At 69.6% G+C, this 13,733-nt stretch carries 11 protein-coding genes; 6 read left to right on the top strand and 5 right to left on the bottom strand.

Annotated elements, in window-relative coordinates; genetic code table 11:
• Nucleotides 1-98: 98 nt before the first annotated feature.
• Nucleotides 99-896 carry a metallophosphoesterase gene (locus QWY84_RS00985; protein WP_290200558.1) on the top strand — a complete coding sequence of 266 codons (798 nt, stop codon included), beginning with the start codon at nucleotides 99-101 and terminating at the stop codon, nucleotides 894-896.
• Between the two features lie 38 nt (nucleotides 897-934).
• On the opposite strand, the gene QWY84_RS00990 is transcribed toward QWY84_RS00985, so the two are convergent.
• Nucleotides 935-1,750: a DUF3108 domain-containing protein gene (locus QWY84_RS00990; RefSeq protein WP_290200559.1), complete on the bottom strand. Its 816-nt coding sequence runs from the start codon at nucleotides 1,748-1,750 to the stop codon at nucleotides 935-937.
• Nucleotides 1,750-2,337, bottom strand: coding sequence for a YajG family lipoprotein (locus QWY84_RS00995; RefSeq protein WP_290200560.1), 588 nt, complete (start codon nucleotides 2,335-2,337; stop codon nucleotides 1,750-1,752). Before QWY84_RS00995 ends, QWY84_RS00990 begins: the two co-directional genes overlap by 1 nt.
• 141 nt (nucleotides 2,338-2,478) lie before the next feature.
• Between QWY84_RS00995 and QWY84_RS01000 the strand changes: the two genes are divergently transcribed.
• The 3 genes from QWY84_RS01000 to QWY84_RS01010 all read left to right on the top strand — a co-directional run bounded on the left by QWY84_RS01000 (nucleotide 2,479) and on the right by QWY84_RS01010 (nucleotide 7,362).
• Nucleotides 2,479-2,985, top strand: a complete 507-nt coding sequence (locus QWY84_RS01000; RefSeq protein WP_290200561.1) for a shikimate kinase — start codon at nucleotides 2,479-2,481, stop codon at nucleotides 2,983-2,985.
• A gap of 26 nt (nucleotides 2,986-3,011) precedes the next feature.
• Complete coding sequence (locus tag QWY84_RS01005; RefSeq protein ID WP_290200562.1) at nucleotides 3,012-5,162, top strand: HDOD domain-containing protein; 2,151 nt, start codon at nucleotides 3,012-3,014, stop codon at nucleotides 5,160-5,162.
• A 70-nt stretch (nucleotides 5,163-5,232) separates the two neighbouring features.
• Complete coding sequence (locus tag QWY84_RS01010; RefSeq protein ID WP_290200564.1) at nucleotides 5,233-7,362, top strand: putative bifunctional diguanylate cyclase/phosphodiesterase; 2,130 nt, start codon at nucleotides 5,233-5,235, stop codon at nucleotides 7,360-7,362.
• A 37-nt stretch (nucleotides 7,363-7,399) separates the two neighbouring features.
• Here QWY84_RS01010 and QWY84_RS01015 read toward each other — a convergent pair whose 3' ends face one another.
• Nucleotides 7,400-8,857 (bottom strand): DUF4139 domain-containing protein, encoded by a 1,458-nt coding sequence (locus QWY84_RS01015; protein WP_290200565.1) that lies wholly within the window; start codon nucleotides 8,855-8,857, stop codon nucleotides 7,400-7,402.
• 86 nt (nucleotides 8,858-8,943) lie between these two features.
• On the opposite strand from QWY84_RS01015, the gene QWY84_RS01020 reads away from it, so the two are divergent.
• Complete coding sequence (locus QWY84_RS01020) at nucleotides 8,944-9,522, top strand: ATP-dependent zinc protease family protein (RefSeq protein ID WP_290200567.1); 579 nt, start codon at nucleotides 8,944-8,946, stop codon at nucleotides 9,520-9,522.
• 38 nt (nucleotides 9,523-9,560) lie between these two features.
• On the opposite strand, the gene QWY84_RS01025 is transcribed toward QWY84_RS01020, so the two are convergent.
• Nucleotides 9,561-10,328 carry a M90 family metallopeptidase gene (locus QWY84_RS01025; protein WP_290200569.1) on the bottom strand — a complete coding sequence of 256 codons (768 nt, stop codon included), beginning with the start codon at nucleotides 10,326-10,328 and terminating at the stop codon, nucleotides 9,561-9,563.
• A gap of 109 nt (nucleotides 10,329-10,437) precedes the next feature.
• Between QWY84_RS01025 and QWY84_RS01030 the strand changes: the two genes are divergently transcribed.
• Complete coding sequence (locus tag QWY84_RS01030; protein ID WP_290200570.1) at nucleotides 10,438-11,646, top strand: TraB/GumN family protein; 1,209 nt, start codon at nucleotides 10,438-10,440, stop codon at nucleotides 11,644-11,646.
• Nucleotides 11,647-12,110: 464 nt separating this feature from the next.
• Here the strand turns inward: QWY84_RS01030 and QWY84_RS01035 are convergent, their stop codons facing one another.
• Nucleotides 12,111-13,691 (bottom strand): peptide chain release factor 3, encoded by a 1,581-nt coding sequence (locus QWY84_RS01035; protein ID WP_290200571.1) that lies wholly within the window; start codon nucleotides 13,689-13,691, stop codon nucleotides 12,111-12,113.
• Nucleotides 13,692-13,733: the final 42 nt, after the last annotated feature.

Consider the following 13,733-nt stretch of genomic DNA (forward strand, 5'->3'; position numbering starts at 1 on the left):
AGTACGAAGTGAGCCCGTTCCGGTTCCGGGGAACCCGGCCCCATTCCCTGCGGTCGCCCGGGGAGACACGAGCCACCCAGGCGAGGCAGACTGCCGCCATGAGCGATTCGGCATCACCGGAGCAATCAAGCGCGATACGGCAACAGTACCTGGAGGCCAATACCCACGGGCGGGACCTGGTGTTCGGCGACCTCCACGGTTGCCGCGCCGTCTTCGACCGGGCACTGGAGGCACTGCATTTCGATCCGGCCGCCGACCGGGTGCTGGTGGTAGGCGATCTCATCGACCGCGGCCCGGACTCCCCGGGCTGCCTGGCACTACTGCAGGAACCCTGGTTCCACTCGGTGATGGGCAACCACGAGGACATGCTGGCGCAGCGCCTGGCCGACGGCGATCAGGACTTCTCCCAGGCCAGGCAGCTGCACCTGCTCAACGGCGGCGACTGGTTCCCGGGTACCGGGCGGCTGGCCGGCGACGAGACCTTCACCGCCGCGGTGGAGGCCGCCGCACGGCTGCCCCACGTGCTCGTGGTGGGCAGCGGCGAAGGGCGCTATCAGCTGGTGCACGCGGAGTTGCCGCCGGGGCAGCGCACCGCCGTGATGACCGATGCGGACATCGACGCCGGCCTGCCCGGAGTCGAGCCGCAGACCCTCGTGTGGACGCGCGACCTCATGGCGCGCCCGGCCGGCAGCGATCTGCCGGAACGCCAGCCCGGGCTATCGCCCACGTACTGCGGGCATACGCCGGACCCCGAAGTGCGCCGGCGCCTGTCCCACGTGTGCCTGGACACCGGTGCGGTGTTCGGCTATCTGGGGGCGGGGTATGGCGATCTCGCACTCACCGTGGCGGTCCGGGCGGGCAACCGGGAGCAGGCGCTGCACCGCTTCACGCCGTAAAAGAAACGCCGAACCATTCCCGCGCCGGCAGTACCGCCTCAGTCCCCGGGGGTATAGATCCGCGGCTCGCGCTCGATGCTCGACAGCGTGGCGGTGTAGTTCTCCCCGCCTTCCTGTTCCTGGCGCACCACCAGGGGGATGAACTCCAGCGCCGGGGCGAACCACATGACCGTGGTGCGCTTGTCCGAGCCGCCGACGCGCTCGACCTTGACGGCGTCGTAGGTGCCGGCCCCGGTCTCCACCGGCTCCTCGCCCACTACGGCAAAGCGGTAGACATCCCGGTCGCCGTCGCCTTCGACGACGGTGAACTCCATCTCCGTCTCGCCCGCGCGCACGGCCAGCATGAGCCGGAGCTGCGAGAGCAGCTCGTCCATGACCTCGCCGTCCAGGTGATCCTGCCACTGGTCGTCGCCGCGGCTGCTCACCCGGCCGGTCCGGGGGTCGAAGAACAGGCGCACGTACTCGTCGTTGTCGCCCCGGGCGGACTGGCGATAGGTATAGTCCCGCGGCTCGATGCCGTCGCCGTCGAACCGGAACTGCGTGGACTCCTCGATCCGGCCCCGCAACAGCAGATCGATGAACCCCACCGTGCGGCCCTCGGAGGTGAACCGGCACATGCCGTCGTCACAGCGCAGGGTGCGGGTCAGCCGGGCGGCGCGCATGCTGTTGCGCTCCAGCTCGTACTCGGCGCGGAACTCCGGGATTCCTCCACTCGCCGTCGTATCCGCCCCGGACGACGCCGGCAGCGGCGGGACCACCGCCAGCACCAGCAGGCACAGCGGCGGCCCGAGCCAGCCCCGGAAGGCCCGGAGTGCATACCCGACGGCGCCGTTGCAGGCGCTCGCTGTCCGCATCAGTCAGCCGCCAGGAAATCGAGAAGATCCACGTTCAGCAGCCGCCCGACGCCGCGACCGAAGACGGCATCCAGGTATTCGGCGTTCTCCCGGGCATCCGGCCGGGTCATCACCTTGTCCGAGTCGCTGGCCACGGCCCGTCCGGTCAGGCGGTGGTCGCCGCGATAGGCCTCGGAGCGGAGCTCGACCCGGGTATCGACCTCGCGGGGCACGGCGGACGAGACCTGGTGGCTGACGTCCACGATCTCCACCTGCAGGCGACGCCGGGCGTTGTCGTCCCACCCGATGACGGTGAAGCCGTTCGCCTCCAGGGCCTCCTCCACGGTGCCTTCCAGCACGTGGCGCAGATCCGTGGCGCTGGTCAGCGTGCCGTCCTCCTGGTCGCGGTTCTCCAGGGTGCCCAGGGTGGGATCATCCCGGGTATCGACGATCCGCACCGCCACCTCGCGGCCCTCGCTGATGCCGCTTCCCTGCACCTGCGCTTCCGGCGCCAGGCGCACCTGCTGGCTGGTCTGCGCGCATGCGCCCAGCGCAAGTACCGCGAGCGCCGCCAGGCACAAGCCGATCATGCGTCGTCCCGTCGTCATGGTCATCGTCCTCCTGGTGAAACGGTTCGTGGCAACCCTCCGCGTGTCCCGGATACTCTCGCACAGCGTTGCGACGGATAACATTGTCGCCGTGACGGCAGGTATCATGGAGGCCAGGCACCCCGCATCGGGCAGGAACACATGGCAGGCTCCGGCAACCTCGTCCTCATCGGCATGCCCGGCAGCGGCAAGAGCACCGTGGGCCGCGCACTCGCCGAACGGCTCGGCAAACGCTTCCTGGACACCGATACCCTTGTGGAAGAGCAGGAAGGCTGCTCGCTTCAGGCCATTGTAGACAGCAAGGGCCCCGGCGGAGTTCTCTCCGCCGAGGCCCGGGAAGCGCAGAACCTGGACTGTGACGATACCGTCATCGCCACCGGCGGCTCCATGGTCTACAGTGAGCCCGCCATGGAGGCCCTGGCCCGGCTGGGCACCGTCGTCTGGCTCAACGTTCCCCTGGCCGAGCTCGAGCGCCGGGTCGGCGACGGCGAGAACCGCGGACTGGCCATGCGTCCGGATCAGGACCTCTCGGACCTGGCGGCGGAGCGCCTGCCCCTGTACGCACGGCATGCCGACCTGCGCATCGACTGCGGCGATGTCCCCCCGGAGCAGGTCGCCGCCCGCATCGCGACCCAGCTGCTTCGTTAGGAAAACACTGCCGGAACCGGCAGCAAATGGTTGACGCCACTGAACGATTGCTCAACAGTAGCATCATGGTCAATGTCTCCGTCGACGCCCTGCGACGCGCCCGTCTCAACGAGCTGCCGAGCCCCCCGGAACTGCTGACGCCGCTGCTCCGGCTCTGTGGCGACGAGGAGGCCGTGCCCGCCGATGCGCGCCGGATCATCAGCCGGGACGCGGCCATCAGCACGCGCGTCCTGGCCGCGGCGTCGGCGCCGGTTTTCGCCCGCAGCCACCCGATCACCACCCTGGAAGGCGCCGTCTACACACTGGGCATGGATACCGTGCGCAGCCTGGCACTGGCGGCCACCGTCCAGCAGTTCTTCAGCTCCATCGCCGGCCAGAACCGGAACTGGCTGCCCATGCTGTGGGAGCAGTCCCTGGACTGCGCCACGCTGGCGCGACAGATCGCCCGGCATACCGGCAGTGCCCGGCCGGAGGAGGCCTACCTGGCCGGGCTGCTGCACAACATCGGCCAGCTGGCCCTGTCCTACCAGCTCAAGGAAGACTACAGCGCGATCCTCGACGAGGCCCGCGCCGACGATCGCTACCTGCCTTCCCTGGAGCGCGAGCGCCTGGGCGTGGATCATCTCGCCCTGGGCGGGGACCTGCTCCAGCGCTGGGGCCTGCCGCCGCTGCTGGTGGACGCCGTGCGCTACCACCAGGAAGAAGCCGATACCCTGGCCGACGCCCACGGCCTGGTCCGGACGGTGGCCGTCGCCCGGGCCCTGATCGGCACCAGCACGGAACCGGACGCGGTTGCCCGCTACGTCGCCGGCCGCCTGTTCGACCTGGGGCCCACGGCGCTCTACTGCATCAGCCACCAGGGCCGCAGCGACCGCGAGCGAATCCAGTCCGCGCTAGCCGAGCACGGCGAGCCGGCGCCGCTTCCCACCCAGGCAACCGGCCGCGACAGCGCCGTCGGGCAGGGGCTGCGCCAGGCCACGCTGATCGGCGACGTACGCCGCCACCTGTTCAGCGACCAGCCCGTCGACGGCATCGCCCGGTGCGTCATGCTGCTGTTCGGCATCCCCCACGTACTGTGCCTGCAGCGCGAAACCGACGGCGGGTTCCTGCGCGTCGACCCGCCCACCGGGCACGACCCGCGCCTGGCCGAGTTCCGCGTGCCCCTGGCGCGCGAGCGGAGCCTCCTCGCCCGGTGCCTGCTGGACGACCACCCGCTACACACCCTCGACCCCGAGGTGGAATCCGGCCTGAGCGTCATCGACCGGCAGCTGTGCGCCCAGCTGCCCGGCGACGGCCTGTTGTGCATGCCCATGCGCGCGGATCGGACCCCGGTCGGCGTGCTGGTGCTCGGCATCCGCCACGACCAGGTCTCCGCATTGCTGGACGAGTCCCCGCTGCTGCTGGCTTTCGCCCGGGAGGCCGGGCGCGCCCTTCTGGCGGCCGAGCGATGGCGGCGCCGGCAGGATGATCAGCTCCGCGAGAGCCTGGCCGCCACGGCCCTCGAGCACGACGAGCTCCGCCAGGAAGCGGGTACGCCGCTGGCCATCATGCAGAACTATCTCGCAGCACTGGAGCAGCAGCTGGAGGCGGATCATCCCGCACGCACCAGCCTGCTGGCCGTGGGCGAGGAGGCCCAGCGCCTGGCGCGGCTGCTGGCGGAGGACAACCCCGACTCCGGGGAGCCCGCATGGGCATCGGTCAACGAGCAGGTCCGCCGGGTGGCACAACTGGCCGCGCGCAGCGGCGCGTTACCGGCGGGCCTCACCCCGGCGCTGGCGCTCGACCCGGTACTCGACCAGTCGGCCGCGAGCGCACCGCCGGCGCTGCAGCAGGTGCTTCTGAACCTGCTGCGCGCCGTGGGAGGCCACATCAACGGCGCGTCCCTGGTCACGCTGCGCACGTCGGGTTTTGTGGAAACGGCCGGACAGCGCTACATTGAGATTGTCGTTGAAGACAACGGATCCGGGTTTCCCGATTCCGTGCGGGAACAACTGGTCGGAGAACGAGCCGCACGGACGGACGGCGCCGAAGGGGAGCGCCTCAACGTGGCCAACGCCCTGTTGCGGGACATGGGCGGCTGGCTGACCCACCGGCAGGTGCCGGGCGAGGGAACCCGTATCCAGGTGCTCGTACCTGCGTCCTTTCCGGATGACTCAGGCGTGACACACACCGAGTGAATAATGGCGGACCGGGCCGGGTGTGGCCCGCACCGGGCATGTGGCGATGGATTTGGGTGGGATAGTAGCCATGAACGGAACGGATGAACGGATTCTCGCGGTGGATCCGCACCCGCGCATGCTCGCCAGCCTGGAAGCGCTGGCCGCCGCCCGCTCACTTCCCCTGGACACCGCGGCAACGCTGGCCGAGGCGCGAACGGCGCTGCAATCCGGTGGTTACGGGGTCGTGCTGGTGGACCCGCAGTTCCCCGACGGCGACGGTCTCGTTCTCGTGCGCGAGCTCCGCGACAGCGACGTCGACATCGTCGTGTTCACCGCCGACCCCTCCGCCAGCGCGCCCATCCAGGCGCTGCGCCACGGCGCTGCGGATTTCCTGCGCAAGCCCTGCGGGCCCGACGAGCTGCTTCTCACGGTACAGAACACCGTCGAGCGACGGCGACTGTCCCGCACCAACCGCGAGATGAGCAGCCGGCTGCGCCGTTCCGAGCGGCTCTACCAGTTCATCGTCGACAACTCCCCGGACCTCATCTACGTGCTGGACAACGAGGGCCGTTTCACCTTCGTGAACAACACCGTCCGTCATCTGCTGGGATATCAGCCCGAGATGCTGCTCGGCCGGCATTTCAGCCAGATCATCGTGCGCGCGGACCGGGCGCTCGCCCGCTACTGCTTCAACGAGCGCCGCACCGGGGATCGCGCCACCCGCGGCCTGGAGCTGCGGCTGCAGCGCTCCGGCGGCGGCGACCCGGTGCACGTCGACCTCAACGCCACGGGCATGTACGGCGACGGCGGGGGGGACCCGGAGGGCGGCTTCCTCGGCACGTACGGCGTCGCCCGGGACGTCACCGAACGCAAGCACGCCGAGGCCATCATCCGCCACCAGGCCTACCATGACATGCTCACGGGCCTGCCCAACCGCGCGCTGTTCCAGGACCGCCTGCGCCAGTCCCTGGCCCAGGCGCGGCGCTCCCAGAACCGGGCGGCAGTGCTGTTCCTGGACCTGGACCGGTTCAAGATGGTCAACGACAGCCTCGGCCATTCCTTCGGCGACCGGATTCTCGAGCAGGTCGCCCGCCGTCTCCGGGAATGCCTGCGCGAGGGCGACACGCTGGCGCGCATGGGCGGTGACGAGTTCACCGTGCTGCTGCCCAAGCTGGAACGCGAGGACTCCGCTGCGCGGGTGGCGCAGAAGTGTGTCGGGGCCCTGGAGACGCCGTTCGAGCTGGACGACCAGGAAGTCTATCTCGGGGTGAGCATCGGCATCGCCGTCTACCCGGAACACGGCGAGACCATGGAGAGCCTGGTCAAGCACGCCGATACCGCCATGTACCACGCCAAGAGTCACGAAGCAGCCCACTACGCCTTCTACGATGCCGGCATGGGCAACCGCATGGACCACTACCTGAGCATGGAAACCGGCCTGCGGCGGGCGCTGGGCAACCAGGAGCTCCAGGTGGTGTACCAGCCCCAGGTGGACACGGACGACGGCAGCATCGTCGCGGTGGAGGCCCTGCTGCGCTGGCGGCATCCCGAGCGGGGTATGATCACGCCCATGGACTTCATCCCGGTGGCGGAGCAGACCGGCCTGATCGTGCCCATCAGCCTGTGGCTCCTGCGCGAGGCCTGTCGCGAGTGCCTGCGCTGGGGCAGTCCCGAGGCGCCGCCGCGGCTTGCGATAAACCTCTCCAGTCTGCAGGTGGAGCAGCCGGATTTCGTCGAGGGTGTACTGGCCGTACTCCACGAGACGGGCTTTCCGCCGGAGCGGCTGGAGTTCGAGATTACCGAGCACCTGCTCCTGCGCAACGTCGACGCCGTGGTGGACAAGCTGCGCGAGCTCAGCGGGCGGGGGATCCGTTTCGCCATCGACGATTTCGGCACCGGCTACTCGTCCCTGAGCTACCTGCAGCGGCTGCCCATTCACTCCCTGAAGATCGACCAGTCCTTCATTCACGGGATCCACACGACGGCCGATGAAGGCACCCTGGTGCGCACCATCATCAGCATGGCCCGCGGGCTGGGCCTGAGCGTGGTTGCCGAGGGCGTCGAGACCCGCGAGCAGCTGCAGACGCTACAGAACATGCACTGCCGCGCCATGCAGGGGTTCCTGTTCAGCCGGCCGCTGGCCGCGGCGGACATGGCCGCGCTGCTCGGCAGCTGGGACGGCGGCCAGTCGATGCGCGCGGCGGCGCTGTCGTGCTAACACGTCCCATGGGGCACGGCGCCGGCAGCCGTTCCCCTCACCGCCGGATCTCGACCCGGTACGCCAGGGTCACCTCCTCCTCCGCGGGCACGGTCAGCGTCCAGCGCGCGTGCCGCGCATCCGGGCGCTCGAATTCCCGGGACGCCTCCAGGATGGTCCAGTCGCCGGGAAACGCCTCCTCGACGCGCACGGTGCGATCACGGTCGCCGGCGTTGCGTATGCGGATGCGCCAGCGCTGCTCCTCGGTATCGTCGTCCAGGCGCCGATAGCCGGTCTGGCGGCGCTCGGCGACAAGATCGAAGGCGGCTCCGGTGGTCAGCGCCACCGCCTCGCCCGACGGGGTGGCCGGCATTCGATCCTCCCCCATGAGCACCGGCTCGCCGTCGTCGTCACGCTGATAGACCCGCACCGGACCGGCCGGAAGGGGGCGCCCCAGCCCCGGTCCGGTGTTGTCGAAATGCAGGTGGGTGGTGACCGGCGGCTCGCCGGCCCGCGTCTGCTGTCCGAACGTGACCTGGCCCTGCAGCCGGTACGTACGCTCCACGGCGTGGTCGGCGGCGGCAAGCAGGCGGACCTGGTGCTGATCCCCCGGCTCCAGCGACACCGGCTCCTGCAGCCGGAAGCGATATTGCTCGGCGACCGCTTCCGGCTCACTGACAGCCCGCTCCATGGTATGCATGGCGTGGTCGGCGGAGCGTTGCAGCCCCGGCACCGAGGCCCCGGCGACCAGGCGGATGTCCGCATCCCGGAAAGCCGTTGCCGTGTCATTGCTCAGCTCCGCCCAGCCTTGCAGCCCCATGTGCTCGGCATCTATGTCGAGGGTGAGCACGTACCCTGCCTGCCAGCCGAGCCCCGGTGTCAGATAGCTCATGGCCAGCCACTGGCGGCCGGGCAGCTCCGAGGTCAGCTCCAGGTCCAGGGCGGGCACGGTGACCAGGGAATCCGGCACACCCGGGACCACGACCCGCCAGGGACCGTCCCGGGCGAGCAGCTCCACGCCATCGTCCCCGGCGACCGCCACCTGCCCGTCGGCAACCCCGAGCAGCCGCCCCCGCCGCTGCGCCCGCGTGCCATCGGACCGCTCGCGGACCAGGCGCACCTCCCGGCCCCGGTAGGCATCCAGGAGCCGGTCCGGCGACACCAGGCGGTTGCGCAGGCGCACGCCGTGCACCATGGGCTCTCCCTCCCCCGAGACGGTCAGCGTCCGCGTCTGCATCTCGGCCGGTACGCCCTGGAGGCGCAGGAGCTGCCGCTGTGCCCGCAATCCCACCTGGCGGCGTTCGAATACCTGCGCGAGGCCGCCCTGGTGCAGGGTGAGAACCAGGCGCTCACGGTCGCCGGCGCCGGAAACGGAGCGGTCCCCGTCGGTCAGCTCCTCGCCCTGTAGCGCCCCGGAGCGGAGCTCGGCGGGAACGCCCCGCGGCTCGGCCTGCCCCGCCGCCATGGCGAGACCCAGAAATGTCAGCCCCACGCCGTACAGCATCAGTGTTCGCACGGCCGTCCTCCCTGCTCGTTGACCTGATCACACCCGCTTGCAAAACTTCAGCGGACCATCACCCACCGCCATCACAAGGAACCATCATGCCCCGGCCCCCATGGCTCCGCCTCTTCGCCCTCGGCCTCGGCCTCGTCGCCACCATTGTCGCCGGCGGCACCGTCCACGGCAAAAGCATCTTCGGCTGGACCGAACGGGTCAAGCTCGTCGATGCCGACATGACCCTGGAAGCCAAGCTGGACACCGGGGCGGAGACCTCCTCGCTGCACGCCCCCGATCCGGAACCGTTCGAGAAGGACGGCGAGGACTGGGTGCGCTTCGAGGTGGCCGACGACGACGGCAACGAGCACACCTTCGAGCGACCGGTGGAGCGCACCATCCGCATCCGCAGCGCCTCGGGGGTGACCGAACGCTACGTGGTCGAGCTGGCCCTGTGCGTCGGCACGGTGGAACGAACGAAGGAGATCAACCTGGCTGACCGGGAGGAGCTCAGCACGCGCATGCTCGTGGGCCGCAACTTCATGGCGGGGGAGATTCTTGTCGACCCGGGCGACGAGTTCACGCGGGATCCGGCCTGCGACGATGGCGACGATCGCGAGGAGGACGACGACTCCGAAGACGACGATGATGCCGAAGATGACGGCGATGAGGACGATGACGGCTGATGAGGCGTCCCCGCTTGCCTGGCGGCCGGATCACGGGGTCATGCCAGCCGGCGGCCGGGGTCCTGGCGGAAGTACTGCCGCAGCTGGTCGTAGACGGCGGGCATGGCGGCGCGCAGGGCCCGGGGACGCTCGAAGAAGGATTCGCACGCCACGGCGAAGAACTCGCCCGGGGCCTCGGCGGCATAGGGATCCAGCAGCGTCTCGCGGCCCGCCTCCACGTCTGCGCACATGCGATCATAGGCCTCGGTGAACGCCTGCGTCCACGCCGCCAGGGGCATCTCGGCCGGCAGCGGCGGCAGGCCGTTGGCCTCGCCGTTGCTCATGTCCAGCTTGTGGCAGAACTCGTGGATCACCACGTTGTAGCCGTCCAGCTCGAGGGAACGCTCCACGTCCTCCCAGGACAGGACCACGGGCCCGCCGTCCCAGGCCTCGCCCGCCAGCGGCGCGACTTCCTCGTGGGCCAGGCCGGCATCGTCGGTATACGCATGCCGGGCCAGGAACTCCTCCGGATAGATCAGCACCGTGCGCCAGCCGCGGTAGGCGGCCAGGCCGAGGTTCAGCACCGGCAGGCACGCGAGCGCCGCCAGGGCCGCCCGTCGGGATTCGTCCAGCACCACGCCGGCCAGCGGCTCCAGGCGCTTGTCGTGCAGGAACAGCGACGCGGTCCGGTGCAGCCGCGCGCGCTCGTCGGCATCCAGCCCGGCGCACACGGGCAGGCCGGTCATGAGCTCGTCCCAGACGGCAGTGTTGATGGCGGCACGGCGAAGCACGCGGCGGCTCCGCCAGCGGCGGATTCGATCCAGCATGCCTGCAAGCCTACCGCCCGGCGGCCTGCCTGTCGCCCCGCGGCGTCTCCCTTGGTTGCCATGACCGGATCATGGATAATCGCCGCTCCACGATGCCAACGGGGCCATCATGTCTGCAGCAGCCCAGTCCGGCGGCCCGCGCCGGGAAATCCAGTCGGGTGACAGCCGGTACACGCTCCTGGGCACGGCCCATGTCTCCCGCGCCAGCGCCGACGAGGTCACCGAGCTGATCCGCTCCGGCGAATTCGACGCCGTTGCCGTGGAGCTCTGCGCGACCCGCTATCAGAGCCTGATGCAGCCCGACCGCATGGCGCAGATGGACCTCTTCCAGGTCTTCCGCGAGGGCAAGGCCGGCATGGTGGCCGCCAGCCTGGCACTGGGCGCCTACCAGCAGCGTGTCGCGGACCAGGCCGGCATCCAGCCGGGCGCGGAGATGCAGGCCGCCGTCCAGGAGGCGCGCGCCGCCGGCCTACCGGTGCTGCTCATCGACCGCGAGATCGGCACGACCCTGCGCCGCGTCTACCGCAACATCCCCTGGTGGCAGCGCTTCGGCCTGATCTCCGGTCTCCTGGCCAGCCTGGTCACGCGCCAGGACATCAGCCCCGAGGACATCGAGCGGCTCAAGGAAGGCGACGTGCTGGAGTCCACGTTCGCCGAGTTCGCCCAGCGCTCCGAGCGGCTCTATGAGCCGCTCATCGCGGAACGCGATGCCTACATGGCGCTGCGCCTGCGCGAGGAGAACGCCCAGGGCCAGTACCGCAATATCCTGGTGGTCATCGGCGCCGGGCATCTCAAGGGGCTGACGGGCCATCTGCAGCGCGATGACGCATCCAACCCCACGGAAGCGCGCCGGGCGCTGGACACCGTTCCCCGGGGCGCCCGCTGGACCCGGGCGATCCCGTGGATCATCGTGGCGCTGATCCTGTCCGGCTTCGTCATCGGCTTCAGCCGCAATCCCCAGCTCGGGGCGCAACTGGTCGGCGAGTGGTTCCTGATCAACGGCGTGCTCTCGGCGGCTGCGACGACCCTGGCCTGGGCCCACCCGCTGACCATCATCGGCACCTTCTTCGCGGCGCCGCTGACCTCCCTGAATCCCACCATCGGCGCCGGCTTCGTGGCAGCCGCCATCGAGATGACCATGCGCAAGCCCAACGTCGGCCACTTCGCCAGCCTGCGCAGCGACGTCACCTCCATGCGCGGCTGGTGGCGCAACCGCGTCGCCCGCACCCTGCTGGTGTTCCTGTTCGCCACCCTGGGCTCGGCCGCGGGCACCTACATCGCCGGCTTCCGCATCTTCGAGCAGCTGATCTCGCTGTAGACCACAGCCCGTCGCGCGGCCAGTCCGGGGCGCGGGAGCGGGGCCTCCGGTCACGGACACGCCGTACACACGTCCGTGTAGGTAGCCCCGGTAGGCCGGATAGTTTGATCACCCTGTAAGGCTTGCGGCCGGGTCGGTGGTTGGCGGGGGTACGTTGGGGTGGGCTCCGGAGCTCCGCTTACGGCCCCTGCTTCAGTGGAAGCAGGGGCCTATCCTCCGCTCCGGCCTGGCCGGCTGACAGCACATCCGTGTGCTGACAGCCGGTGGCGGCATCCCTGCCGCCACCCTTCGGGCCGGACGGCCTGCGCTCCGGCGCTGCGCGAGTCGCCCACCCCAACGTACCCCCGCCAACCACCGACAGGCACCGCCAAACGCTGATGGATCCCCGAAGGCCGAACCTCGGCACGCGCAGGAGCGGGCCGCCTACGCTCACTGCAAACGGAACACTGCCAACTGCAAACTTGCTAATGCTCCCGCGTCGCATGGAACTCGATATCCGGCCAGCGCTCCTGGGTGAGGTCCAGGTTGACCTTCGTGGGAGCCAGGTAGGTCAGGTTGCCGGCGACGTCCTCGGCCAGGTTGTCCCCGGCCTTGCGGCGGAACTCCTCCAGCTTCTTCGGGTCGTCGCAGCTCACCCAGCGCGCCGTGTTCACGTTCACCGGCTCGAACAGGGCGTCGACGCCGTACTCCGACCTGAGCCGGTGCGCCACCACGTCGAACTGGAGCACGCCCACCGCGCCGACGATGAGATCGTTGCTGTGCAGCGGCCGGAACAGCTGCGAGGCGCCCTCCTCGCAGAGCTGCTCGATGCCCTTCTGCAGCGCCTTCATGCGCATGGGGTCCTTGAGCACCACGCGGCGGAACAGCTCCGGGGCGAAGTTGGGGATGCCGGTGAACTTCAGCGTCTCCCCCTGGGTGAAGGTGTCGCCGATCTGGATGGTGCCGTGGTTGTGCAGCCCGATGATGTCGCCGGGGTAGGCGTCCTCCGCCTGGTCCCGGTCGGCGGCCATGAAGGTGATGGCGTTGGGGATCTTCACGTCCTTGCCCAGGCGCACGTGGCGGAGCTTCATGCCCCGCTGGAAGCGCCCTGAGCACACCCGCATGAACGCCACCCGGTCGCGGTGATTGGGATCCATGTTCGCCTGGATCTTGAACACGAAGCCGGTGAGCTTTTCCTCGCGGGGATCGACGGTGCGCTCCCGCGCCTCCCGGGGCTGCGGCTCCGGCGCATGGGTCACGAAATCCTCGAGCAGCTCCTGGATGCCGAAGTTGTTGATCGCCGAGCCGAAGAACACCGGCGTGAGCTCGCCGCGCAGGTACGCCTCCTTGTCGAACGCGTTGCTGGCGCCGCGGATGAGCTCGATCTCCTCGCGCAGCTCATCCGCATCGCTGCCGAAGAGCTCGTCCAGCCGCGGGTTATCGAGCCCCTGGATGATCTCGCCCTGCTGCACCCGGCCGCCGTGGGTGGGCGTGAACAAGTGCACCGCCTCGTTGTACAGGTGGTAGACCCCCTTGAAGCCCTTGCCCATGCCGATGGGCCAGGTAATGGGCGCACAGCGGATGTTGAGCACTTCCTCGACCTCGTCCAGCAGCTCCATGGGGTCGCGCCCCTCGCGGTCGAGCTTGTTGACGAAGGTCATGATGGGCGTCGTGCGCAGCCGGCAGACGTCCATGAGCTTGATGGTCCGCTCCTCCACGCCCTTGGCCGCGTCGATGACCATGAGCGCCGAATCCACCGCCGTGAGCACGCGATAGGTATCCTCGGAGAAATCCGCGTGTCCGGGCGTGTCCAGCAGGTTGATGATGCCGTCGCGGTAGGGGAACTGCATCACCGACGAGGTCACGGAAATGCCGCGCTCCTGCTCCATCTGCATCCAGTCGGAGGTGGCATGGGCCGCGGCCTTGCGGCCCTTGACCGTGCCCGCGATCTGGATGGCACCGCCGTAGAGCAGCAGCTTCTCGGTCACTGTCGTCTTGCCCGCGTCGGGGTGGGAGATGATCGCGAAAGTGCGGCGCTCCGCCACCGCATCGGGAAGCTTGCTCATGCGCTCCATCCGGGGGTTACCATAGTGTCGCTCCGCGCACGG

Origin of the sequence: Aquisalimonas lutea (genome assembly GCF_030409225.1) — a bacterium.
GTDB lineage: Bacteria > Pseudomonadota > Gammaproteobacteria > Nitrococcales > Aquisalimonadaceae > Aquisalimonas > Aquisalimonas lutea.

What these genes read in the sequence shown, in the direction of transcription:
- QWY84_RS01035 (WP_290200571.1), bottom strand. Translation starts at nt 13,691, where the DNA reads ATGAGCAAGCTTCCCGATGCGGTGGCGGAGCGCCGCACTTTCGCGATC.
- QWY84_RS01005 (WP_290200562.1), top strand. Translation starts at nt 3,012, where the DNA reads ATGGTTGACGCCACTGAACGATTGCTCAACAGTAGCATCATGGTCAAT.
- QWY84_RS00985 (WP_290200558.1), top strand. Translation starts at nt 99, where the DNA reads ATGAGCGATTCGGCATCACCGGAGCAATCAAGCGCGATACGGCAACAG.
- QWY84_RS01000 (WP_290200561.1), top strand. Translation starts at nt 2,479, where the DNA reads ATGGCAGGCTCCGGCAACCTCGTCCTCATCGGCATGCCCGGCAGCGGC.
- QWY84_RS00995 (WP_290200560.1), bottom strand. Translation starts at nt 2,337, where the DNA reads ATGACGACGGGACGACGCATGATCGGCTTGTGCCTGGCGGCGCTCGCG.
- QWY84_RS00990 (WP_290200559.1), bottom strand. Translation starts at nt 1,750, where the DNA reads ATGCGGACAGCGAGCGCCTGCAACGGCGCCGTCGGGTATGCACTCCGG.
- QWY84_RS01025 (WP_290200569.1), bottom strand. Translation starts at nt 10,328, where the DNA reads ATGCTGGATCGAATCCGCCGCTGGCGGAGCCGCCGCGTGCTTCGCCGT.
- QWY84_RS01020 (WP_290200567.1), top strand. Translation starts at nt 8,944, where the DNA reads ATGCCCCGGCCCCCATGGCTCCGCCTCTTCGCCCTCGGCCTCGGCCTC.
- QWY84_RS01030 (WP_290200570.1), top strand. Translation starts at nt 10,438, where the DNA reads ATGTCTGCAGCAGCCCAGTCCGGCGGCCCGCGCCGGGAAATCCAGTCG.
- QWY84_RS01010 (WP_290200564.1), top strand. Translation starts at nt 5,233, where the DNA reads ATGAACGGAACGGATGAACGGATTCTCGCGGTGGATCCGCACCCGCGC.